Raw genomic sequence first — 26,153 nt, 5'->3', positions numbered from 1 at the left:
AGAAATTGAAATTTGATAAAAAAGATTATTTATACATCTGAACAGCACTGTCGTTTATTTCGAAAGGATGTTGTTGCAACATTCTATAAGTTTCTGCACCTGCCAACAATACTGGTCCATAACTATGGGCGGCAAATACGTTAATTGGTCGGTAGTAGTAAAACGCAGGATCAAAGCCCATTCCTGTACCCACGCAAGTACCTTCTACCTGTCCATTTGCGTTAATCTTAGTGCTTACAGCATTCCACGCCAATAAGGCCATTGGCCCATACGCTTTAGCGTCTAACCAGCCTTTGTTAACAGCTCGAGCAATGCAATAAGTATAAATCGCAGTAGCGGAAGTTTCTAAGTAAGAATCATTGCGATCTAAGAGCTGATGCCAAAAACCTGTTCCATCTTGTAAGGCAGCTAAGCCCTTTACATGGGCTTTTAACATTTTTAGAATAATCGGTCTACCAGGATGATTGGCTGGTAAAGCATCCAACAATTCTATTTTAGTCATTAAACCCCAGCCATTTGCCCTTGCCCAATGAAACTGCGGATGTGGGTCCATATCTTGTACCCAACCATGCATATATAATCCTTTTTCGGTATTAAACATTCTGTCTGCAAATAATTGATATTGTTTTACCGCTTCATCAAAATACTTTGTATCGCCTGTTAAAACACCCATTTGCACAACAGCGGGTAAACTCATGTATAAATCATCTAACCAAAGGGTATTGGGTTGAGGCCTGTTTCTTGCCAATGTTCCGTCTTTTAAACGAAACTCCTTTGTCATGATGTAGTTTAAATAGTTATCTATAATTGGCCGAAGGTTCGATTTGATCTCTCCTGTTTTTTGCGCCTTGATCATTGATGCAGCTATAGAACCTGCATCATCTAAAGCGTGAGGATCTAAAACCGAACGTACTGGCGTTACGGCACCAGTGTTTGTTTTTAAATAATTTTGGTAGGCATTCACCACATCGGCCAAAAAATTGAAACGTTTAACGGTATAATCACTATACTTTTTATCGCCGGTGGCAGCGGCAACTTCAAGCATACCGGTATAGGTAACGCCCCATTCGTAACTGGTTAGGCGATAATCGCCAGGTTTAAATATCGAATTTGAATTGGCTTTTTTTAAATCTAAAATTACCTCATTGCTTGTTTTATCAACCAATTGCGCTGGCGTAGTTTGATCTAGGTATTTAAAAACCCGATCTAAAGAAACTTTAATATCTGCGGGTTTTGTTTGACCATAAGGTGTAACATAAGCTGGTTTTAATAAGTGCAGCGGCGTAGTTACATCATTACCCTTATGCTCTACGTATTGCGCAAATGATGTTGTTGCGATAAGTACAAGTCCGCAGATACAAAATGTCCTAAAGCCAGAAATTCTTATAGATTGAGTGGAAACAAACATAAATAACAAGGTAAGATACATTATCTTATCTCTTTGAATTAGAGCAAAATATATGTACGGGTTCATAAATGGTTTTAATCTACCTAAACTAATACATTATATATCTTCGGGCAACCTGTGCCGTCCTGCTTTTGGCGTAAAGAAGTCATTACAATTGGAGCCAATAATCCCGTAATCTCGAGTGAGCATAGCAACAACCCTTTACGTCATTTCGACGCAGCGCCTGCCTACCGCAGGCAGGCAGCGAGGAGAAATCTGTTAGTTAATCTAATTCTTAGATCTCTCCTATCGTCGAGATGACGTAACTTTACAAAACTCGTTATAGCGAGCTTTTCGCGAGGAGATATCTCCTATCGTCGAATAACCTATGCTCGTCCTTTCGAACGAACGCAGTGAGGAGAAATCTATAAGGAGAAGTAACTAGCAGATCTCTTACCGATAAATCGGTACAGGCTCTGTCGTCGAGATGACGTGACTTCCTAATCAAACTTGTCATTTCGACGCAGCGCACCTGCCCAGACTTCTTCGGGAGCGAGGAAATCTTTAACTTATTAATAAAGCAAATAGGTTTAAAGAAATGGGTTAGAAAATGAGGAGACAGTGCCAAAGGCTAATGCAGCCCCGCCAACGTTTCAATCTTTTTTGTTTATCACAATGAAATACAAAAACAAAAAACGATTTCCACTAATGTCGGGTTTAGGGAACAGAGGCTTGTCATAAATATTTAATAGGAATCTATATTATCTCTTGTAAGTGTTAGAAATGCAACTGGATCGTTTCCATATATTCCACATTCTATATCATTTCTTTCTGAGATAATTGATTTGGCAAATTTTATAGCAGAATCTATATTATCAAAAACTGTATATACCTCCTGAACTTCCGTTGTCGCATAGATATAATCTTTATCCAATACAATACCCGTATTAATATCTGCTCTCAACAAAGCAACCTGTTCATTTTTCAAATGTGGAAATTTCTCCATAACCTTATCAATTTATGGCTTTGGCATCATAAAAAAGCTATAAACTTCTTTTCAATTTCGAATTTAACACCTTTAATCTTAAAATCATTGGTCATTAATGAAGTAATAACAATACATGGATCATTTTTAAAATAAATTCTAAAATAAAAAAACTCATCAGTTGCTAACCAAGGGGTTCTATTTTCACCAATAGGATAAGAACAAACTTTTGTTATTTTTTCTATTTCGGAAATTTCAAAAACTTTAGTAAAACCCGATTTTTCAACTTTTATTTGATCTATTCTTTCGGTTAAAATTATAGTTGTTTTTTTATTGATCATCAAATATTGAAAACATAAGACCAATGATGGAAGAATAAATATTAAGCATATAATTAATACTCCAAAAATCATATCTCTTGCAATTGATCCTCTTGTTAGCATATCAAAAACAAAAAAAACAATAACACCAATTATTAAAAATAATGTGTGCGAGAAAGTCCGCTTAAAATCTACTTTATTCAAAAAAAAATTCTTCATTTAATATTTAATGGAGCCTGCTTGTGCCTACAACAGAAAACCAAAATACAATAATTAATCTAATTAGCTCAAGAGAAAATTCAGTGTATGTGGAATGATTATTCAACTCAATCACAAGTGGAACACTTGCGCTAGCTAGGGTGCTTTAGCTGACGGATCGAGTAAGGTTTAGTTTGGCGAGGGGTTTAGAGGCTCCAACTTACATTTATATTTCTTTTCTCATTCCCCATTTCCTATTCTCTATTTCCCCTCTTAATTAATGCAAAAGGTAAAGACAATGTAAAATTACTGGCCGGAAAGCTGAAGAATTGCAGGTGTTTTCTCCCACATTCCTCCCAGATTCCTTCGGAGAATTGGCCTTTAAAGCAACGTTTCTCGAACAACACTGGGAGAAGTCTCGAACAAACCACGCTCAAACTATCCAAAAGCAGTCTAACTCCGTCAAATGCATCAAGTTGCATTATTTAAGGTTTTCTTAGTATATTTAGTTCATTGGTTCATTGGTGTTTGCTTTAGCTGACGATTTTTTTAGAATTATTGGGACAGAAGGATTTTAGAGGCAGTAGCTTTTTAGTGGGGGACCTCTCCTCGCTTCGCTTCGTTCGAGGTGACGATAGTATGAAGGGAGCTGTGCAATAACTTTCGTTCTTCGTTTCTCGTTGTTCGAATCAGTCGGCTTCACAACTCAACAACTTAACACCTTACCCCACTACTTCAAATTCCAAGTAATCGTATCCGTATATTCTTGCTTGTTTTGGCTTGATATCACTTTTAGGATATTTTTTCCTTTTTTAAGTTGGATGTTTTCGAACACATAATGTACAGGAACATCTTTTACCAAAGGTTTAGCGGTTACTTTTTTGCCATTTAAATAAAGGGTTGGTTCTCCGACATTAGAGTAAACAGTTACTGGGGTAATGGCATTTACTCGATCTAAAGTTCTACGTTCGGTTAAATACAAAACAGGTTCTTTGCTCCAATTTGCTTTGTACCAGTAAAAGCCATCTTTTTTAAGTTTTCTATCAAAAGTGACCAAACCTTTCATGTTACGAGCGGGCATACTTCCCCTATTCCACATTGGTGTAGCAAAATCAAATGTATTCCAAATATAAGAGGCAGCAATGATAGGGTGTTTAGCGATGATTGGCCATTGCACTTCATGGGTTTTAGTTGCAAAGTTTTCTGGGTATTGAGGTAAAGTATAATTCCAGCTTTCCTTTAAAGTCGCTTGTTCTTGTTGTTGCAAAACATTGGCATCAGCACCATATTCTGCCAGCATCATTAAATTGTTAGGGTATTTTTGCGTTAAGCCATTTGCCCACTTCTCTATGTCTCCTATTTTCCCTTCATACCAACCATAATAACGATTCATCCCTTGTATGTCTGCATTTAAATTGGTTGGCCTATCCATTTCTCCATAACCACTTACTGATGCCGTATAACGATAGGGATCTAAGGTTTTGGCTAGATCATTTAAGTCGCGGGTAAGTACCGCTGGAAAATCTGCAGGTGTTTTTCCATAAACCTCGTTGTGTAAACCCCATACATAAATAGAGGGGTGATTATAGTTTTGTTTAACCAATTCTTCCAACTGTTGTTTGGCATTATCGCCTTCTTCTCCTGAAAAAGTATTTACAAAAGGGATTTCTGCCCAAATTACAAAACCCATGGTATCACATTGCGAGTACAAATATTCTGATTGCTGGTAATGCGCAAAACGGATGGTAGTTGCCCCCATTTCTTTAATGATATCTAAATCTTCTTTGTGTTGTGCATTGCTCAAGGCACTACCATAACCCCATCTATCTTGATGACGAGCAACACCATACATGTGATAAGGTTTGCCATTTAGCATCATTCCTTTGCCAGCCACTAACTCAAATTTCCTTAAACCTAAAGATTGTGTCACTTCATCAATCACCATGTTATCTTTTAAGATCCTCGTAACCACCTTGTAGAGGTATGGATTATTAAAACCATCCCAAAGTGTGGGATTAGTGATATTTATATCTTGCACAAATTGTTGGCGGCCTTGTGTAGTGAGATGATGTGGGCTCTTTTTTTCTACTATACTTTTACCTGATTTATCATAAACAGTACTGTTAATCACTATATCTTCTGCTTGTGGACTGCTATTTTCAACCTTAACAGCGATACTTAAATCGGCATTTGTTGCACTTACATTTTTTTGAGAAATGTAAATACCAGGAGAAGCATAATCTGTTGTGGTAATGTTAATTTTGTTGGTTACAATTAAGCTAACAGGCCTGTAAATACCTCCGTAAACACCAAAAAGAAAATGATTGATGGGAATAATATCTTTCCTTGCCTTGTTATTGGCTTTTACCAAGATGGTATTTGAACTACCTAATTTAACGGCATAAGTGATATCAAAACAAAAAGCACTGTATCCTCCTTTGTGTGTACCTACCAGTTTATCGTTCACATAAACTTGGGCAACTTGCCCTACCCCTTCAAAACGCAGAAATAGACGTTTATCTTTATATTCATTACCAAAGGTAATTTCCTTTTTATACTGTCCTTCTCCTTCGTAAAAATGCTTGGTTAGTTGCATATCTGTTGCATTCCAAGTATGGGGTAAGGTAACTTTCTCCCAATCTTTTTTGCTTGCAGTTGTATCATTTGTTTTCTTAAATATCCACCCCGTGTTAAAACTGGATACCATACGTGAGGTTTGTGCTTTGGTAAATTGATTAAGGCTTAATAGTAAAATGGTATAAATTATAACTTCAATTGTTTTTGGGCTTCTCATTGTGTGTTTTTAGTAATTGTTTTTTTATTTGTTAACCACTGCGGGTTTTCTTCTATTAGCTCCTTTATTCTTTGTCAGGTCATCACCCAGATCTGCTCTCGCTTCTTCTACATATACCATGATCTTTTTAACCATTGCTGGGTATTGATTTTGTACATCATAAACCTCTCCTGGATCATGGGCTAAATCGTATAATGCCATTGGTGCATTTACTGTAAGCGTTGTTCCATTCTGACCATCTTTTCCTAATACCCCTGCTGCGTATGATTGTGTTGGGTGTGGCAATACCAATTTCCAGTTCTGGTAACGTACTGCCTTGAGGTTGTTTGTGTCATAATAGTAATAAAAGACTTCTCTAGGGCTTTTAAGGGTTTTCCCCAATAAAACCGAACTAAAATCTATTCCATCTATTCGTTCTTTTGGCAAAGTGCTACCACTTAATTTCATTACAGTAGGTAAAATATCCATATTGGTTAACAAGCCGCTAAAAATACTACCTGCTTGTACTTTACCCTTCCATCTAATTAAGCATGGCACACGAGTACCGCCCTCCCAAGCAGTTCCTTTTCCTTCTCTAAATCCGCCAGAAGAACCTGCATGATTGCCGAAACGAACCCAGGGTCCGTTATCACTTGTAACTATTAAGATGGTATTTTCTGATAGTTTATACTGGTCTAGGGTTTTAATGATCTCGCCAATTGTCCAATCCAATTCCATGATCACATCGCCAAATAGACCCAAACTACTTTTACCCTTAAACTTTGCAGACACTGCCAAGGGAACATGCGGCATAGGTTGTGCAAAATACAAGAAGAAAGGTTTTTGCTGATTTTTAGTGATAAATTCTACGGCTCTTTTGGTCAACTTGCCACCCAATTCTCCCTGGTCAGCTAATGTTTGAATATTTGCTACCGTACGATCTCCTTCCAATATCGGCAAAATGGGATATTTGATTTGTGGTGTTCCAGCTTTAGCAGGATTTCCATCATAATCTACTGGCCACATGTCATGTGAATACGGAATACCATAAAAGCTATCAAAGCCATAATTTGTGGGGAAGTAAGGTGCTTTTGAACCTAAATGCCATTTACCTAACATTCCTGTAACGTATCCATTCTTTTTTAAGAGCGAGGCAATGGTTTCTTCGGCGGGATTCAAAGCTACCTCTGACCAAGGCATTAGCGCACCCGCCAAGCCCAATCTATTTGGATATGTACCAGTTAACAATGCAGCCCTTGAAGGGCTACAAACCGCTTGCGCCACATTAAAATGGGTTAACCGCATTCCTTCTTGCGCCATTTTATTAAAATTTGGCGTAGCAATGCCTGTCATTCCATAAGGCTCAGTATCGCCATAGCCCATGTCATCCATATTAATGATGATGATGTTAGGTTTTGTAGCTGAGCGTTGGGCTAAAGCGACCTGTGCAAACAAGCATAAAAAGATGACCAAATATTTCATTTTCATTTAGGTTTTAGCATCGCCAAAAGACTTACCATTAGTTTTGGTTTCATTCAATTCTATGGTAACTACAAAAGGACTAGTTGTATTTAAACTAACTGGCAATTGGATGTCGAAATAAACATTCGCATCTCCACTCATTCCCATATCTACCGTTGTGATTTGAAGTTGGCTTTTACCATTTAACAAGAATGCACTGGTTGGTTTCTGCTTGAAACTATTTGGAATGGTAAGCCTTAAGACGTTATTTACGGGCTTATTGAGTATCGTGAGATAGAGTTTGTTGTCTTTTTTGGTATAATAGCCATAGTCTGGTTTTGGCAAGCCTGAATACCTTACCCCATAAATTGCTTCGCCGTTTAGTTTAGTCCACTCGCCAAGTTTAGCGGCTGTATGGGCTTCTTCTGAGCGGATATTTCCATTACCATCTGGACCGAAGTTAACGACCAAATTGCCGTTCATAGATACCGCATTTAACAACATATCTGTTAAATCATTGGCTGTTTTAATGTATGATGATTTCCAATCTGAATTATATCCCCACTGGTTAGGTGGAATAGTCATTACGCAATCCCAATCGCGACCATTTAACACTTCAATATTAGTTGGCAATTTACGTTCCCAACCTTGTTCGTAATCGCCCATCATTTTACCATTGCTATCAAAATGGCGTTTCCCATTTTCATCTGCACGAAAACGGCTTCCTATAATTAATCCAGGATGTAATGCCCTTAACTCTTTTTCTAGGTCATCGGCAAATTTGCTTTGTTTAACCCAGGCAGCATCCCAAGTACCATCGAACCATAGACCTTTAGCTTTTGGATAGTTTTTTAATAATTCTATCAATTGGTTTCTGGTAAATTGCTTAAAATCTTCATAAGCAACACTATCTGCTTCTGTTTTTGGTACAGCACTTACATAACCTTTATGGTTCCAATCTATGATAGAAAAATAGAGATAAACATCAATTCCTTGGGCATCATAAGCATCAACCACTTGTTTTACGATATCTTTTTTATATGGTGTGTTGGCGATGTTATAATCGGTATATTTACTAGGCCATAAGGAGAAGCCATCATGATGTTTGGTGGTAAAAATTACATATTTTGCACCCATGTCTTTAGCTTGGCTAGCCCATTTGTTGGCATCAAAATCTGTGGGATTAAACTGTTTGTACAGGTTATCATAAGTTGTTCTCCAGTTTGCAGGAGCTGAGACACCAGACCATGAACGAATCCATTCTGCTGCACCATTATAACTCTTTCCCTCCCAATGTCCGCCAGGAATGGCATAAACACCCCAATGTATAAACTGACCAAGACCATAACTGCGCCAACGTTCCATATCTGCATCAGTTCGGTTACCTGTTCTATGTGAACCATATTTTAAGGGGATGGTATCGGTTTTACTTTTTGTTGCTTGTTGTGCATAAGTAGAAATTGATGTAATTGTTATCAAAATTCCAAGTAGCAAGTTTCTCTTTTTCATGGTTTGTATTTAGGGATAATCATTTGTGGCTGCTGTTAAATAGGACTACAAGTACCATTTTTTATATCTCAACAAAGCTTCAAGAAAATAGTAATCTGCATAAGTTAAAGGCACATCTACTTCAGATTTCCCCGGTAAGGAACCTGTGCTGTGCATTAATAAAAAGCCACCATTTTCGCCAAGTTTTGCTCTATAATTTGGGGTAGAGAGTGATTTTAACATCTGCCCTGCTGCAGCTACATAGGTTGTTTGCTCTTTTTTTGTGCTGTATTGCCCTAATTCTAGCAAGGCTGATGCGATTAAACTTGCCGAAGAAGCATCTCTAATCTCATTAGGGATTTGAGGCGCATTAAAATCCCAATAAGGAACCTTATCTTTTGGAAGGTTTGGATGGTTTAAAATAAACTGTGCAATGTTTTTTGCTTGGTCTAAATAACGTTTGTCTTTAGTAAAGCGATACATCATGGCATAACCATACAATGCCCAACCTTGTCCTCGGCTCCAAGCAGATTCATTTGCAGCACCTTGAGCGGTTTCTCTTTTAATTACACGCCCATCAGCCATGTTATAATCTACTACGTGGTAAGAACTATAATCTGCGCGAAAATGATTTTTAAGTGTTTGGTCTGCGTGTGAAATGGCAATTTGTTTATAAAGCTGATTTGTACCGTTTGCGCTTACCCAATTTAACAATTCCAAATTCATCATGTTATCGATGATCACTGGACCTGCCCATTTCTTACTCGAATTCCACGATTGAATTACTTTGGCGTTTGGACGATAACGTGTGCTTAAGGATGCCGCAGCAGTATCGATAGTTGTTTTATAACTGGGATCTTTTAGCAACCTGTAGGCATTGCCGAAACTACAGTACATCATGAAACCTAAATCATGATTGCCTTTGTAGTGTTTCTCCTTTTCTAAAATAGCTAATCTGCTTTTCGCTTCATTTAATATTTCTTGATCACCTGTGTATTCGTAGATATAAAGTAAAGTACCGGGAAAAAAACCACTGCACCACCATTTCGTATCACTAGTTTCTACCTTTTTACTGTCGTCATGATAAGTTTTGGGCATTACATTAGGCGCTACATTTTTTGCCAAGATTTTATACTGTTGTGCCGCAAATTGAAACTGTTGTTCAATTAACAACTTCATTTCTTTCTTCGAAGTATTTTGAGCATTTGTTGTATTAAAAGCCATGCAAAGTAAAATTGCAGCGATTATGGTCTTCATCATTTTAATCTATATAACTAATTGGTTGTTTTCTTTCTGTTGGTGGTTCAGGCGTTTTTATTGGTGCAAACGGATCATAATAATATACCCCTGTTTGTTTGTATAGCGGTAAGTGAATTTTCATTCGTTCCATGAAAGCATTTGTATTTTTGTTAGCGGTTGTTGTCCACGCGGCTTCTGCTAAGGCACTTATACGAGGAAACAGAAGATAATCTAATCTTTGAATGGTTGGTACTGTCTCGGTCCACAGATTTGCTTGTATACCCAATATGTTTTTAGCTTGTTCTGCATTTTCAGCTAGTTTGCTAGCATCAAATTCATATACATTTTGGATTGGGTTATAGAGCTTGCTCCATTTACGACCATATTGATGGGTACTGTCTTGTACAAAATCAAAATACAATGGTAAACGAGGGCACAAAACTGTTTGGTATTTATTACTTAATGCTGTTTGAAGCTGTTTAGGTTGATCATGTCTCCACCAGAAAACAATAGTCTTATAGGCAGGCAAACCAGCATCAGCCATTTCATCCCATACCAAAACCTTGGCATTCATTTGATAAACTGAATCGGCCATTCTTTTCATGAAATACAGCTCAACAGCCTTATCATCTTTTAAATTCTCTTTTTGTTTTAAGCTGGAAATCTCAGGATCCGTTTTCCATTGTTCATTTCCGTAACTCACTTCATCACCTCCTAAGTGTATCAATCCTGCGGGGAAAAGCACATTTGTTTCTTTTACGATATTGGTTAAATATTGATACGTACTTTCTTTACCAGGATTAAATGTAAACTCTGGATGAGCCTTTGAACCACCACCAGAATAAGCTGGATATGCCATGTTAGCTGCAGTAGCGTGTCCGGGCATGTCAATTTCTGGGATTACTGTAATGTACCTTTCGGCTGCGTAAGAAATGATTTCCTTCACATCGTTTTGCGTATAATATTGTGCAGGTGCATTAGGGTTTAAATAATTACCAATACCGCCTACTAATGTTAGTTTAGGATACTTTTTTATCTCTAAACGCCAAGCTGGTTCATCTGTTAAATGCCAATGGAAACGATTAAGTTTATAAAATGCCATCCAATCTAAAATGGCTTTTACTTTCACCTTACCATAAAATGCTCGAGATTCGTCTAACATGATACCACGCCAAGCATAAGCAGGTTGATCTTCGATTACTAAATTTGGGATTGATAAAGCATAATTTGTCGTTTTAGCCGTTCTAACCAATTGCAAAAAGGTAGTTATTCCATAAAAAAGACCACTTTCTGTTGCTGCTGAAATTGTTATTTTGTTGGTATTGATGGTTAAAGTGTAGGCCTCATCACTTACCTTATTTTTACCCTTATTTGTTAACTGCAGATAAATACTTGGTTTATCTGATTGATTAACTGCAACTAAACTTGATTTGGTAAAGGTTAACAATTCATTTTTTAAGTACCAACTTAGTTTTTGTAATTGCTGGTTTGCAACAATTAATGTCGTTTGACTTAAAGTAAAACTACCCTCCTTTTGTACCAACGAATTAGGCATAGGTATGAGTGATGGCTGCTGTTGAGCCACAGCGTTAATTGCAATAAAGAGCAACAGGAATAAAATCTTCTTCATATACTAATTTAGTGCAATTACTTTTGTAGATGAAACTTTGTTGTTAAATGTATACGAAAGGCTAATTGATGAATATTTTCCATTGATTAGTTGTTGGCATCCCAAATAGGGATAACCAACACTAACCAAATTATTAATCAACACAAACATTATTTTTACCAACCTGGGTTTTGTATCAGCACTTGGCTCTTATTAATTTCTGATTGCGGTATAGGGAAATAATACATTTGAGGGTTTGTAAACTTTCTTGTTTCAAAAGTAAAACGAGCTCCCGTGGTAGTAGACCCATTACGTGTCCACCTCATTCCAGTTGCAGGTCCATTGATTAGGGTTTCTGCCAATTTCCATCTTTTGATATCGAAAAATCTTGTAGCTTCTTCATAGGTTAATTCTACTCTTCTTTCATTTCTAATTACTTCTCTCATTTGCTCTTTAGTTAGCAATAAAGGCAACTTGAACGGATTTAAACCTGCTCTTTCTCTAATTTGCTCTACTGCTTGATAAACTTCTGCGCTTGGCCCGCCAAATTCATTAAGTGCTTCTGCATAGTTGAGCAATATTTCTGCATATCTTATTGCTACTAAACCAATGTTATTTGATATACCAAAATTCCCACCCGAACCTTCATGGCAAAACTTCCGATATAAATAGCCAGTTTTAGTAGAGCCAGAAGTACCTAAACCGTCACCTGGAGCATTTGCGTAAAGGTTAACTACTGTTTTGGTGTTGGTGGTATTATTTAACCACAAACTTCCATCATATAATATCGAATAATAAAAGCGGGGATCTCTGTCTTTGTACATATTTGCCTCAACGTAACCAGAGCCTGCTTCATTGATATTCTTTCCATTTTTCATCGCATAAGTATCTACCAATTCTTGAGTTGGATAAGAGTAGGCTTGTCCGCCTCTAGAAACCGGCAAGAGATAAGTCTCGTACCATCTATTAGTAGATTTCATCACTTGAAAAATATGTTCTTCTGTATTTCTAGTAATCATCATTTGGTAATAACCATAACCAGGCGCTGTGGTATTATCTTTAACCAAATTGTAAGTTCCTAAATCCATTACGGCTTTTGCGGCATCAGCGGCAACTTTCCATCTGTTATTGTCTAAATTATCATAACCGGCCAAGCTTTTATTTGAACCTGTACCAGGGTTCTGCCCATTAAACAATGGACTTGCCGCTAATAACAGCACTTTAGATTTTAGGCCCATTGCAGCACCCTGCGTAGGGCGACCAAAATCTTCAATCTTTGTAGTTTTTGGCAAGGCAGCACAAGCATCTAATTCAGCAACAATATAATTTACAGTTTCAGCGAATGTAGATCGTGGTAAACCAAAATCATCAGTTATGGCATAAACTTTATCACCAATAATTGGAACACCACTGTAATTCCTTAATAAATGCCAGTAATAATAGGCTCTTAAAAATCGAGCTTCTAACTTTAAACTTGCTCTTCTTGCGGCAGAAATTGGAGACCTATCTACATTGGCTAAAAAAACATTTGCCCTCCTTATGTTATTGTAACAATTGTTCCAATGATTTTTGAATCTTGAAAAGTCTGCCAGAGACGCAAATGTTGCTGAATTAAAAGCAGGCGCTGCTTGTGCGGTTGCTCCGCCCCAAACAATATCTGAATCGTCCGATGCATCACTATATGACCATAAGCCACCCCCAGTTAATCCGTTGTCTAAATAATAGGTTGTTGCCAAACCAGTGTAAACACCAGTTAAAAACCTAAAGGTTAATAAGCTATCTGCAAAAACTGTAGCTTCATTTAACTGGCCAACGTCTGTTTTGTCCAAAAAACTACTGTCATCAACCTTTTTACAGGCACCCAATCCTATGGCAAGAAGGACGATTAATGCTAAAGTTTTAAAATGGTTTATATTTTTCATCATTATATGATTTGTGTTATTTATTAAAATGTTACCTGTAAGCCAAAATTTACAATCTTCTGTTGAGGGTAAGATGAATAAGCTTCTACAGTTCCTGTAGAGTTGATTGATTCTGGATCGATATCGTAAATCTTCAATTTAAACCATGTAACTAGGTTAGCAGCATTGGTATAAATCCTTGCATTTTTTAATCCGATTTTACTGACCAGTTTGTTGTTAAAATTGTAACCTAACTCAATATTCTTTAACCTTAAATAATCAGTTGGACGTAACCAAAAGGTAGACATGTCAAAGTTGGGACCACCCAATCGTGGCAATTCTGCGATGTCTTTTGTCTCTGGTGTCCACCTTTTTAAATGTATTTCTGATGGGATACCATTTACGTTACCAATTTGAAACATGGTTGATGCACTTAAACTACCTTTCGCCGCACCTTGAAATAGAACAGAAACATCAAATCCCCTGTAATTTGCACCTAGAGAAAAACCATAATTTATTTGAGGAATATTCGGATTGCCAATTGGACCAACATCACCCTGATCAATCTTTCCATCATTATTAATGTCGGCATATTTTAAGTCCCCAGGCTTAACGCTTCTGCCAACAGAAACTGGACTATTAGCGATATCATTGGCATCATTATAATAACCTATATTGGTATAACCATAAATTTGTCCAATAGGTCTTCCTGTTCTCATTAACAACGGATTACCTTGATTATAAGGTTCGTCTCTTTCGATAATTTTATTTTTGTAAAGCGATATGTTGCCTCTAAAAAAGTAAGAGAAATTTTTAGAGAAATTATCCTGATAAGATAGATCTACTTCGAAACCTTTATTGTTTACGATACCCAAATTAACAGGCGGCAAAGTGATGCCAGAGAAATTAGGAACAGTTTCCCTAACGGTTAAGATATCATACCTCCTATGATCGAAGTAATCAAAAGTAATCCCCAATTTACTATTCAATAATTTGATGTCGGTACCAATATCTAACTTTCTTTCCTGTTCCCATTTAACGTCTGAATTTGCCAAGGCACCAGGCGTTATTCCGTATTGCAAAGTATTGTTATCGCCAAACCAATAGGAGTTAGCAGCAGTTGCAGGTGCATTATAAATTTCTTCATAAATATACCTGTAAGCACTAGGGAAATCATCTGATCCTACTGTACCTAATGAGCCTCTAATCTTCCAGTAATTGATAAAAGGAATAGCTTTTTTAAAGAAAGGTTCTTCGCTGATATTCCATGCCGCACTTACTGCTGGGAACAAACCATTTCTTTTACTGGCTTTAAATCTATCAGTACCATTATAAGCACCATTTAACTCAATTATATACTTAGATTTATAATTATAACCAGCTCTTAATGAATAACCTCTGAAGTTGGCAGGTACAGTTGCACCAGAAATATCTGTTAATTGATTGTAAACCACTAAACCATATAAATTATGATTCCCTAATTGGCGGTTGTAATCGATTATACCCTGTGTATTAATTTTTCTAAACGGAACACCATAGCTGGTTGCTAGTGTTAATGGTTCTATCCTACTTAATTCTGGGAACACTGGATCTAAAACATCAGACCCTGTTAAATAAGCAAAGGTTGGAAAGCGACCCCTAGTTAGCGACCTGCTAAACTCCACATTATTAGTATAAGCTAAAATTACTCTTGCGGCTAAGCCTTTGGTTACAAAATCTAGATTTTGGTTTGCTTTAATATTGGCATTTAAGTTATTGCTATAATCTCTATTGTAACCCGCATATTGCAAAATACCAACGGGATTTAAAGTTGCTGATTTTCTGCCTCCATAACTTCCATCTTCATTTTTCACTGGATAGTTCCAAGGTGTTAAAAGTCCGCTACTTAATCTTCTCCAAAATGAGATAGCGCCACCTGCAAGTACATCTGGCAAGTTTGGTTGATTAATTTCATTAAACCTGGCAGATAAGTCTAATTTTAAAGTAAGCGATTTAGTCACGTTTAAATCGATATTAGACCTGATGTTATATCTCTTTAAATAATAGTTGCTATTAAAGTTCTCTTCCTTCTCTATCTCTTTTAAAATACCGTTTTGAAAAACGCTACCAAGGGCTACAAAATATTTTAAGTTTTGATTACCACCAACAATATCAACGTTATTGCTTTGCTGCAAGGCACTCTTGCGCATCACCTCATCATACCATTTTACGCTTGGATAACGATAAGGATCATCACCCAATTTGAAATGATTTAATGCTTCTTCAGTAACTAAACCAGGATAAGTTAGATTTGGATCTCTACCCTCATTTACTTCTTGTTCCTTTAATAAAGTCAAAGCATCAAAAGCACCTAAAGGTTTCCTTCTAATTGTTGGCATTTGCATACCAAAATCACTTCTAAACGTAATTTTTGGTTCAGAAACCGTACCTCTTCTAGTGGTAATAGCTATAACTCCATTTGCACCCTTTATACCATAAATAGCTGTAGAGGATGCATCTTTTAATAGGGAAACACTCTCAATCTCATTAGAGCTTAATTGGCTCAATTGTTCGTATGGATATTCTACATCATCAACAATTACAAGTGGCCTATTTGATGCACCTGTATATGTACTTATACCCCTGATATAGATATTCGCAGCATCTGCCCCTGGTTGCCCGCTGGTTTGTTGTTGAAATAAACCCGGTAATCTGCCTGCCAGTGCATTCTGAAAACTTGCAGCGGGACTTTGCCTTAACTCTTTACCAGATACCGTACTGGTTGCACCAGCATTCGTAATCTTCTTTTGTGAAGTAAAACCAACTACTACTACCTCATTTAAGTTTGAATTGTCTTCTTTTAAAACAATTTTTAGGGCCTGATTGGTGATTGTTATCACCTTTTTGACATAGCCAATAGAACTAACAATTAAGCTGGTACTTCTATCCCCTACTTTGATGTTAAAATTACCATTGGCATCTGTAATGACAATGTTTTTGGGATTTTCTTGTTCTGTAATTGTTGTAGAAATTAGTGGTGAGCCATTGTCATCTACAACAACACCTCTTACCACCTTTGTTTGTGCATAAACCAAATTAGTTAACAGCACAAATAATATTATACTAAGTAATTTTTTCATTATTCTATTTTATGCTTGTAACTAATTAGACCATCCTGGGTTTTGAACCATTCTATTATTGGCCAACATTTCGGCCTGTGGTATAGGATACCAGTACATTTTAGAAGCATCAAAAGCAGCATTTACCACATTAAAATAATTGTAGGTAAATGCAGTTCCAGTTTTAACAATCTGTACACCTCTAATCGGCTTGTTCAATTCAACTTCTGCCAGTTTCCATCTTCTTAAATCCCATGTTCTATGTTCTTCAAAAGCAAACTCAATGCGGCGTTCATTCTGAATGATGGTTCGTAACTGATCCTTAGTTAAGGTTAAAGACAAGCCATAAAGATTATTCGCACCTGCTGTGATACCTGCTCTTTTTCTGATTAAAACCAGATTATTTACGATATCAGCGACTGCACCACCAGACTCGTTTAAGGCCTCGGCATGATTTAATAAGATTTCTGCATACCTTAATAAAATAACATGGTGGCCTTGGTTTGCGTAAGAAGTTGATGTTTCAAACTTACCCATGAACTTTCTAAGGTAATATCCAGTTCTTGTCTGTGTTCTGTTTCCTCCAGGTTTGTCTTGTCCACCATCAAATGTTTCTACTGGTCTACCTAACCAGTTTTTACCATTGTGCATGATAGTTGCCGTTAACCTTGGGTCTCTATTAGCATAAGGATTGTTTGGGTTATAAATAGAACCGGGATCAGAGATGGCTTTTCCATCAAGCATCAAAAAGGCATCAACCAAGTTTTGCGATGGACTAGTTAAGCCAACACCTTGTAAATATCCTATTGGGCCGTTGTTAACTTCGATACTTGTATTTAAAGCATTCTCTTTAATAAAAATAAACTCCGTGTTTTTTGTGGCGTTGAAATTTGCAATCCAATCCGTTACCAAAGTATAGCCTAAGGCTTTTACATCAGCTGCTGCTTGGGCTGCAAGTACCCATTTTTGGGTATTGTTTGTTGGATTACTTAATGGACTTGCTGCATATAAAAGCACCCTTGATTTTAATGCCAATGCAGCACCTAGGTTCGCTCTACCCCAATCGCCATCAGAAACTGCGTAAGGAAGTAGTAAAGTTTTAATTGCATCTAACTCACCAACTATATATGCGTAACATTCATCTAGTGAGTTTCTAGGGATGTTTATATCATCATCAATGGTATAAACCTTATCGCCGATTAACGGTACACCACCCCAACGCTTCACTAATTCGAAGTAAAAATAGGCTCTTAAGAATCTAGCTTCAGCTTTGAACTGAGTCTTTAATAAATCCGTTGTGGGTACTACATCTATTTTGCTTAAAAATAGATTTGCCTTTCTTATGCCTAAGTAGTTTCTACGCCAAACATCATCTGGTAATGTGCTAGATGAGATTCTTCCAGTACGATAAAAATCTGCTTGCGTTCCTATTCTAGATGGCACTGCATCATCCGTTCCAGCATCTAAAAAAGTACCATCAATTCTATTGTACCAATCTGGCAACAACAAGTAAGTACCATTTAAAAACTGTTTTGCATAATCAGCATTTTTATCTGCTGGATCAAAAATCAAATCCCCAGTTATCCTTTCTAAAGGTTCTGCTTCAAACTTTTTTGTGCAGCCAAGCGCCAAGAATAGGCAGGTGATTGCGAAATATTTTTTATAATTATTCATAGTTACGATTTAAAACTGAAGATTAACACCAAAATTGAATATCCTTTGATTAGGCACGCTTCCTAAGAGTACTTCTGGATCCACGTCCTTTAACTTGGTAGCAGTTAAAAGGTTAAGGCCATTAGCGAATAATCGGACATTAGAAAAGCCAATAAATTTGACCATGTTGCTTGGCAAGCTGTAGCCTACTTCTACATTTCTTAACCTTAAATAACTGCCATCTTTAATCCAGAAAGAAGAAGTTTGGTTATTGTTTGGATTACTGCCGACACTTAAACGTGGGTATTTGGCTTGTGCTGAAGTAGTCGGTGTCCATCTTAACAGGCTGCTTTCTAATGCTTGTCCGTAACCACCCGTTGAACCAGTTGCAGCAAAATTGGTGAAGTTGTAATAAACATTTCTGTTTGCCACGCCATTTAAGGTGAATGAAAAGTCGAACCCTTTATAATTGAACCCAGCAGTAAGTCCGTAATAAAACATGGGTTTAGTACTTCCAATAGCTGTTACATCATTGTTATTGATGATACCATCATTGTTCAAGTCTTTGTATCTTAAATCACCTGGAACAGGTGTATATCCATCTACCTTTGGTCCGTTGTTAATTTCTGTGGTGTTATTGTAAAAACCATCAGCTATGTAGCCAAAAGTTTGACCTATTGGCAAGCCAGTTCTGTATTCGTAAGCGTTATTTTTAAAAGGTTCATCGTTAAACACTACTTTACTAGCACTCCAACTACCATTTGCGGCAATGAAATACTTGAAATTGTTGATTTGGTTTTGATAACCAGCTCCAAGTTCAACACCAGCATATTGACTTTTTCCGATATTTTCTGATGGAAGCACAGCGCCAATTACTGCGCTAGCATTTGTCCTTCTGGTTTGTAGCAAATCATAAAAATTGTTTTTATAATAATCTGCCGTAAACCATAACTTATCATTTAACAATGTGGCATCAAATCCGATGTTAAATTTCTTTGCTTTTTCCCAAGTTATATTCGGGTTTGCAAGCGTTGATTCGTCTTTTGTATTTGAACTAGTTAATGGGTTTCTACTGTAAAAGGTATCTCCGTTTTCGAAATTTTGCAGGTATTGGAAATAACCAGCTGCTGCATTTGTAGCGGTTAAACCATAAGAAGCTCTTATTTTTAATGAGTTAACCGTCTTTTTCAGATTGCTAAAGAAACCTTCATTGGCGATATTCCATCCTAATCCAACTGATGGAAAAATTCCCCATTGGTCTCCTTTTTTATACCTATCATAACCCATGTAAGATGAGCTAAGCTCCAATAGGTATTTGTTATCATAATCGTAATTAAACCTACCACTTATAGATTGGTTAACTTGAGATAAAGCGCCCCCTAAAACATAACTGTCCCTAACATATAAGAGTTGAGCCTGAAACGTATTTTTATCAATAGTTTTATGGTAACCTAAATCGAAACGAGAGAATATCTGTCTATTTTGATCTGCAACGGTAGACGTATTTGCTTGTGTACCATCTCCACCAATGGTATTATAAGTGGTTACCCCTGTAGTTGCGTTAACTACTGGTGTGTATACAGCAAAAGTTTTACTCCTATTGATGCTTTCACTGTAATAAGAATTAAACGATACTGCCCCACTTGCATATAAACCTGTTATAAATTTGTCGAGCTTTTGCGTTAATGAAATGTCTGCTCCTAAATTCCTATTAACCGATGGCCTGTAACCCGATTTAATAGCCATGCCATAAAGGTTGTTTTGAAACTCTGTATTTCCGCCCAATGAGCCATTTTCATTCAACTTTGGATAGGCATTGTTTGGTGTAGTTAAAAAAGCATTATAAATACTAGCCACTGTAGAACCTGGTTGGTTACCATTTCTAATTCTGCCAAATAAGTTTAAGCTAAGTAAAGTGCTCTCCGTTAAATCCACGTCGATATTACTTCTAAAAGAAAATCTTTTGAAGCTATTGTTCGTTTCGTAAGTATTGATGGTTTTATCTGTGATTAAAAACCCATTTTGGTTCAAGTAGTCTAAATCAACAAAGTACCTCGTAGTTTTATTTCCTCCCCTAGCATTAATGTTTTGCCTACTTACGGCCGCTGAGTTCTTTAAAATCTCGTCTGCCCAATTCACATTAGGATGCGTAAATGGATTAGTGCCATTTTTATACTTGTCTAAATCTGACGCGGTATAAATGGGTTGCCTACCATCATTTACCATCGCTTCATTAAATAAGGTGGCGTAGTTAAATGCATCGAGAAACTTGGGTGTATTTATTTGTTGCTGTAAACCGTATTGGCTAGTGACCCTAATCTGCTTAGGTATAATTGCACCTCGTTTTGTGGTAATTAACAATACACCATCTGCGGCTTTCATACCATAAAGTGCTGTTCCAAGCGCATCCTTTATTACGGTTATGCTTTCTATTTGTTCTGGGTTAATACTCAAATACGAGCGAGGAACACCATCAATTACTACCAATGGCGAACGTCCTCTTAAGGAAAGATTTGGTTCATCAGCACCTGCTTGAAAGTTGTTTTGTACTATATACAAACCTGGCAGTTTGCCATAAAGCATTAGTCCAACTTGTGGAGTAGGAAAACTAGTCAATTCTTCGCCATTTACAATAGCCGACGATGAGATTCTTTTCGCATTTTTTTGCTTTCCAAATAATACTGGAACATCGTTGCTGGGTAAAGCTACCGCTACAGAATTCTTTAACTTATTTCTTAATGAATCCCTAACTTTTGATAATGAGTCATTTTGAACTTGTTTAGTTTGTTGTTGCAATGAAAATGTCTCTATATATTCTATCTTCTTTGAGGAAGAATTAATGTTTGAGAACGCCAAAGCATCAACACTATTTGTAAAAAGAAGTACCACTCCAAAAAAAGTGACCAATTTTACAACTGAAGTATATGTTCTATTCATTTAAATTAATTTATTTGGTGATAAATTTGTTTCTTTTTGGCATCTGCAGCTGTATCGAATAAATACATGGCAAGGCCAATGCAATACTTTTTAAGTACTGCCTTTTCCATAAAAATTAGATTTTAAGATTTTATTAATCCACCCTAAATCAACCTTAGATTAAAGGGCGATTAATTACAGGATACCTTATAAATGAATAAGATTTAATGTTAAGCTGAAGCTTTTGTTTAACATTAAGTAAAAATGTTTGATTGTTAAAAGCGGTACTTTTAATTGAAGTAAAATTGTTTTCATGTTTTGGTTAGTTTATGGTTTTGTTGGTTATTTGATTTTGCATTGCGTATAAACTAGTTAACAATAAATGTTGGTTTCATTCATTAACCAACACAATGCTTTCTACTTGTCAAAAATAGACGGGCCGTCTTTCAATAAGGTCGAAAATTGTAAAAGAAAGGGTAGAAAAACTGCAATGTTTCTTCATTTTTAATAAGTTCAAGCTATATTTAACCATTAACTCACGAAGACTCATTTATCTTAACCAAAAGATATGTTTGTCTAAACTTAAATTATGAAACACTGGTTCAAGGCCTTATTGCTTTTCATATTTGTACTGTTTTTTAAGGTAAGCCACGGGCAAAAAAGGATTTCCGTTAACCATTTATCAATGGAAAATGGCTTATCGCAAAATTCTGTCATGGCAATTACTCAGGACAAAAATCAGTTTTTATGGTTTGGTACACGCAGTGGTTTAAACAGGTACGATGGATATAGATTTAAGGTTTATACAAATACAGAAAGTCTCAATAGCATTTCAGACAATGTAATTACTTGTTTACTTACAAGTAGCAATGGATCTACTATAGTTGGAACAGAAAATGGTTTAAATTTCTATGATGAAAAAAATGATCAGTTTTTACGTGTAAACAAACAGTCCTCAGCAAATTCAATAAGCAGCAATGCCATAGAATGTTTATATGAGGATCCTCAAAAAAACATATGGGTTGGTACTTTAGATGGGCTTAATTTACTAGTCGACAAAAAAACACAAAAGTTTAAGACCTTCTATTTTGCCAAAGCTAACTCAGGCAATAGCTTAAACAGCATCATCTCTATATTTAAAGACAATAAACAAAATTTGTGGTTAGGCACGCAAAACGGTGGATTAATAAGAATGTTTGCCAAAAATGGTAAGTATAATCATGAGCTATATAAACATGATGCTAAAAATGCAAACAGTATAAGTTCTAATTACATCACAAGTATTACCAACGACAAGCTGCAGAATTTATGGTTAGGTACAGACAATGGCTTAAACATATTTAACTATAAAGACAAAACCTTTAGTCGGTTACAGAAGAATACATCCAATCAAAATTCGCTTGTAAATAATGACATCAGAAAAATCATTTGTGATAATGCTGGCAATTTATGGATTGGTACACAAGAAGGAATTAGCATTTTAAATCCTTCAACAAAGCAATTTGATAATTACAAACATAACCCAGAGGTAAAAAGTACGCTCAGTCAAAATTCTACCCATAGTATTTTTCAAGATAAACATGGCTCCATCTATATTGGCTCTTATTATAAAGGATTGAGTGTTGTTTACCCCTATTCTACCAATTTTAATATTTACAAAAACACTACATCTGCCAATAGCATCAGTAGCAATATCATTAGTGTAATGATAGAAGATAAAAACAATAACTTATGGATTGGAACTGAGGGAGGTGGACTGAATTATTTCAACAGAAGCAATAACACCTTTAACCATTATTTCGCTAACCCAAACAATCCAACAGCTTTAAAAACAAACTTGATTAAAACACTCTACTTAGACAAGGCTGGGCAGTTAATTGTAGGTACACATAGAGGTGGATTATATGTCTTTAATGAGCTTACGAAGCAATTCAAAAAGATAGCCAATGTTAAAGACGATAAGAACAACATAGGCACAGCCGAAATTATCGCCATTACACAAGATAGTTATGGTACGGTTTGGGTGGGCTCAAAAAATGGACTTTCAACGCTGGTTAAACAAAATGGAGAATACCTCGATAAAACCATTAAAAGCCCGTTAGAAAAGAAGCTGAAGAACAAATACATTCAGGTTATATTTGAAGACCAATCTAAAAATCTTTGGATTGGAACCACTGCTGGTCTTTATACCTACTTACCTCAAACTGGAAAAGTCAACTCCTATTATAAAAACACAGATTCGAACAGTTTAAAATCTGATCGTATCAATTGCATTATACAAACAAAAACCGGAAGTATTTGTATGGGAACCTATTTGGGTGGTTTAAGTATTTTTAATCCAAAGAGCAGAACTTTTAAAACCTATACTCAAAAAGATGGCCTGCCTAACAATAACATTTTAGGCATTATTGAGGATGACAATAACAACCTTTGGATAAGTACCGATAAAGGACTATCCAAAATGGAAATCTCCACTAAAAAATTCAATAACTATACTAAAAGTGATGGTTTAGCTGGCAACGATTTTAATTTAAGGTCTTTTCTTAAGGATCGTAATGGCAAACTGTTTTTTGGTGGGTATGATGGCATCACCTCATTTTATGCTAACCAAATAGAAGTTAACCCCAACGTTGCTAAAATCAGTTTTACCGGTTTAAGACTGTTTAACGAACCTGTATTGGTAAATGGCGTAGACAAATTACTAAGTCAAGATATTAAAGAAACAAAACAACTGGTATTTAAGCATAGCGATAATAACTTCAGTTTAGAATTTGCATTGTTAAACTATATTAAGCCAGAGAAAAACAATTATAGTTACAAACTAATAGGTTACCATAAAAACTGGGTAAACACTAATGTGCCAATTGCAACATACGCCAATCTAACACCTGGCAATTACACATTTGTTGTAAAAGGGATTAATAATGATGGTAAACCTGGTGGAGAACCAGTACAGTTAGACATTAAGATCCTCCCTCCATTTTGGGCAACTTGGTGGGCTTATTTATTATATACTTCACTTTTTTCTGGCATACTATTCTTAATTATACGTTATCTTTTTGTACGTGAGCGATTGAAACAAACTGAAGAGGTACAAAGAATGAAATTGAATTTCTTTACCTACATTGCTCATGAGATTAGAACGCCACTTACGCTAATTATTGGCCCCTTAGAAAACCTATTAAGTAATTCTCATCACAATCCAGAACTTCATAAACAGGTGGTTCCTATTAAACACAATGCTGATCGCTTAATAAGATTGATTACCGAGTTGATGGATTTTAGAAAAGCCGAAACCCACCATCTTAAACTTCACGTTAGTGAAGAAAACATAATTGATTTTGTGAATGAAATTTTTCTTTCATTTGCCCACATTGCTCAGGATAAAAACATTAAATATGAATTTGTTCATCAGGTAAACAAGATCAACTTGTTCTTCGACAAAATTCAGCTAGAAAAAGTAATGTTTAATCTGCTTTCAAATGCCTTTAAATTTAGTGCTTATGGTGGGGAAATTACCTTAACTGTAATTGAAAATGAGAAAGAAATTGAAATTAGCGTTGTAGATAATGGCAAAGGCATACCATTGGAAAGCCAGAAAAATCTTTTTAGCGATTTCTTTCAGGTAGATGAACAAGATACCAGTCAAATTGGTTCTGGCATTGGTTTAGCTTTATCTAAAATGATCATTAAGGCGCATCATGGAGAAATTGGCTTTGTGAGTAATCCTACACAAAATGGACAAGAAGGATTTACCAAATTTACCATTCAGCTAAAAAAGGGAAAATCTCATTTTAAACAAGAAGAATTTGAGAACGTTAAAGATCATAAACAACTGGCCAATACCTATGCTTATAATTATGATGAAAGTCAAGTAAACGAACTCATCAAAACTGAGCATACAACCGCTAAAGAAACCATCTTATTAGTTGAAGACAATACCGAGATCATACAATTTATTTCAAAGCTCGTTTCCAATCATTATCAGGTAAAAGAGAGTCTAGATGGACTTAGTGGATGGGAAACAGCTGTTAAAATACTACCAGATTTAATTATTTGCGATGTGATGATGCCCAAAATAGATGGTTTAGAGCTTTGTCGTCGACTTAAAGCAGATGAGCGCACCAGTCATATCCCAATTATTATTCTTACTGCTCGTTCTTCACATATACACCATGTTGATGGGCTTGAAACTGGTGCAGATTTATACATCACAAAACCATTTAGTCCAGAATTGTTATTATTAAGCGTTCGTAATTTATTGTCATCAAGAGCAGCAGTTAGACAACGTTATTTAAAGTATTCGAACCTAGAACCAGGAGATGTCGTTTTAAACTCTACTGATGAAGTCTTTATGTCGAAGTTATTAAATTATATAGATGAGCATATTGCTGATGAAAATTTTGGTGTATCAGAATTAGCTTCAAAAATTGGCATGAGTCGTCCGGTTTTATATAAAAAAATTAGAATGTTGACAGACTTATCCGTTAATGATTTTGTGAAATCTGTTCGTTTAAAAAAAGCTAGGCAATTGTTTTTACAAAATAGGTATACCATCTATGAAGTTGCCTACCAAGTGGGCTTTAACGATCCGAAATACTTTAGCAGAGAGTTTAAAAAACAATTTGGCGAAAGCCCCCGTGAAGTAATGAACAATACCACAGATAGTGGCAAATTGGAGTAATTATCGATAAATACAGTCCTATTAGCGCAAAGATTGCGAATTTTCTACCTCTTCTTTTACAATAATCAACCCTGGTCTAGCTTATCTGAGCTTAAATTAGCTAAGCTGAAAAATATAGAAAATGGAAGATTATTTAATCGAGGATATTAAAGAATTTCAAGTTAGAACCAAGAATTCTTTAATAATGATAGGCATTACCCATATCAGTAATTTGGCTTGTTTAAGTCCAAGAGACTTACGATTTATTTATGGGATTGGCAAAAAGGGCAGAAAGACAATTTTAGAATTTTGCCTTAAAAACGGCATACAGCTTAGCGAAAAAGATTATTATTTGGATGTATAGTATTCATCAACAGGTTGTAGTATTCAAAAAAGCCATTTAATATTGGTGAATTCTCCTGGATCTCATTCATAGGTTACTTAATATCGTTACTTTAGAAA

The 26,153-nt window shown here is 36.0% G+C and carries 14 protein-coding genes; 2 read left to right on the top strand and 12 right to left on the bottom strand.

Going from position 1 to position 26,153, the window contains the following annotated elements:
- Nucleotides 1-25: 25 nt before the first annotated feature.
- The 12 genes from EZ428_RS12980 to EZ428_RS12925 form a co-directional block, all read right to left on the bottom strand.
- Nucleotides 26-1,474, bottom strand: coding sequence for a glycoside hydrolase family 88/105 protein (locus tag EZ428_RS12980; RefSeq protein ID WP_225871061.1), 1,449 nt, complete (start codon nucleotides 1,472-1,474; stop codon nucleotides 26-28).
- Between the two features lie 658 nt (nucleotides 1,475-2,132).
- Nucleotides 2,133-2,393, bottom strand: coding sequence for a hypothetical protein (locus EZ428_RS12975; RefSeq protein ID WP_131553597.1), 261 nt, complete (start codon nucleotides 2,391-2,393; stop codon nucleotides 2,133-2,135).
- A 26-nt stretch (nucleotides 2,394-2,419) separates the two neighbouring features.
- Nucleotides 2,420-2,911: a hypothetical protein gene (locus EZ428_RS12970; RefSeq protein WP_131553596.1), complete on the bottom strand. Its 492-nt coding sequence runs from the start codon at nucleotides 2,909-2,911 to the stop codon at nucleotides 2,420-2,422.
- Between the two features lie 709 nt (nucleotides 2,912-3,620).
- Nucleotides 3,621-5,684, bottom strand: coding sequence for a glycoside hydrolase family 2 protein (locus tag EZ428_RS12965; protein WP_131553595.1), 2,064 nt, complete (start codon nucleotides 5,682-5,684; stop codon nucleotides 3,621-3,623).
- 24 nt (nucleotides 5,685-5,708) lie between these two features.
- Nucleotides 5,709-7,151, bottom strand: coding sequence for a sulfatase family protein (locus tag EZ428_RS12960; RefSeq protein ID WP_205945699.1), 1,443 nt, complete (start codon nucleotides 7,149-7,151; stop codon nucleotides 5,709-5,711).
- Nucleotides 7,152-8,633, bottom strand: coding sequence for an alpha-L-fucosidase (locus EZ428_RS12955; RefSeq protein WP_131553594.1), 1,482 nt, complete (start codon nucleotides 8,631-8,633; stop codon nucleotides 7,152-7,154). It lies immediately after the preceding gene.
- 45 nt (nucleotides 8,634-8,678) lie between these two features.
- Nucleotides 8,679-9,872: a glycoside hydrolase family 88 protein gene (locus tag EZ428_RS12950; protein WP_225871060.1), complete on the bottom strand. Its 1,194-nt coding sequence runs from the start codon at nucleotides 9,870-9,872 to the stop codon at nucleotides 8,679-8,681.
- Between the two features lies 1 nt (nucleotide 9,873).
- Complete coding sequence (locus EZ428_RS12945) at nucleotides 9,874-11,481, bottom strand: beta-N-acetylhexosaminidase (protein WP_131553592.1); 1,608 nt, start codon at nucleotides 11,479-11,481, stop codon at nucleotides 9,874-9,876.
- Between the two features lie 155 nt (nucleotides 11,482-11,636).
- Nucleotides 11,637-13,385 carry a RagB/SusD family nutrient uptake outer membrane protein gene (locus EZ428_RS12940; RefSeq protein ID WP_131553591.1) on the bottom strand — a complete coding sequence of 583 codons (1,749 nt, stop codon included), beginning with the start codon at nucleotides 13,383-13,385 and terminating at the stop codon, nucleotides 11,637-11,639.
- 20 nt (nucleotides 13,386-13,405) lie between these two features.
- Nucleotides 13,406-16,480, bottom strand: coding sequence for a SusC/RagA family TonB-linked outer membrane protein (locus tag EZ428_RS12935; protein ID WP_131553590.1), 3,075 nt, complete (start codon nucleotides 16,478-16,480; stop codon nucleotides 13,406-13,408).
- A gap of 21 nt (nucleotides 16,481-16,501) precedes the next feature.
- Nucleotides 16,502-18,133, bottom strand: coding sequence for a RagB/SusD family nutrient uptake outer membrane protein (locus tag EZ428_RS12930; RefSeq protein ID WP_131553589.1), 1,632 nt, complete (start codon nucleotides 18,131-18,133; stop codon nucleotides 16,502-16,504).
- 9 nt (nucleotides 18,134-18,142) lie between these two features.
- On the bottom strand, nucleotides 18,143-21,049 hold the full coding sequence (locus tag EZ428_RS12925; protein WP_131553588.1) for a SusC/RagA family TonB-linked outer membrane protein: 2,907 nt from the start codon (nucleotides 21,047-21,049) through the stop codon (nucleotides 18,143-18,145).
- Nucleotides 21,050-21,617: 568 nt separating this feature from the next.
- Between EZ428_RS12925 and EZ428_RS12920 the strand changes: the two genes are divergently transcribed.
- The gene (locus EZ428_RS12920; RefSeq protein WP_131553587.1) at nucleotides 21,618-25,712 is read left to right on the top strand and encodes a hybrid sensor histidine kinase/response regulator transcription factor; all 4,095 of its coding nucleotides are present in this window, start codon (nucleotides 21,618-21,620) and stop codon (nucleotides 25,710-25,712) included.
- Between the two features lie 121 nt (nucleotides 25,713-25,833).
- Complete coding sequence (locus EZ428_RS12915; protein ID WP_131553586.1) at nucleotides 25,834-26,055, top strand: DNA-directed RNA polymerase subunit alpha C-terminal domain-containing protein; 222 nt, start codon at nucleotides 25,834-25,836, stop codon at nucleotides 26,053-26,055.
- Nucleotides 26,056-26,153 lie beyond the last annotated feature (98 nt).

The sequence above is a fragment of the Pedobacter frigiditerrae genome (assembly GCF_004331645.1).
Lineage (GTDB): Bacteria > Bacteroidota > Bacteroidia > Sphingobacteriales > Sphingobacteriaceae > Pedobacter > Pedobacter frigiditerrae.
The sequence above is the reverse complement of the archived record's forward strand: the minus strand, read 5'-3'. Positions and strand labels throughout refer to the sequence as shown.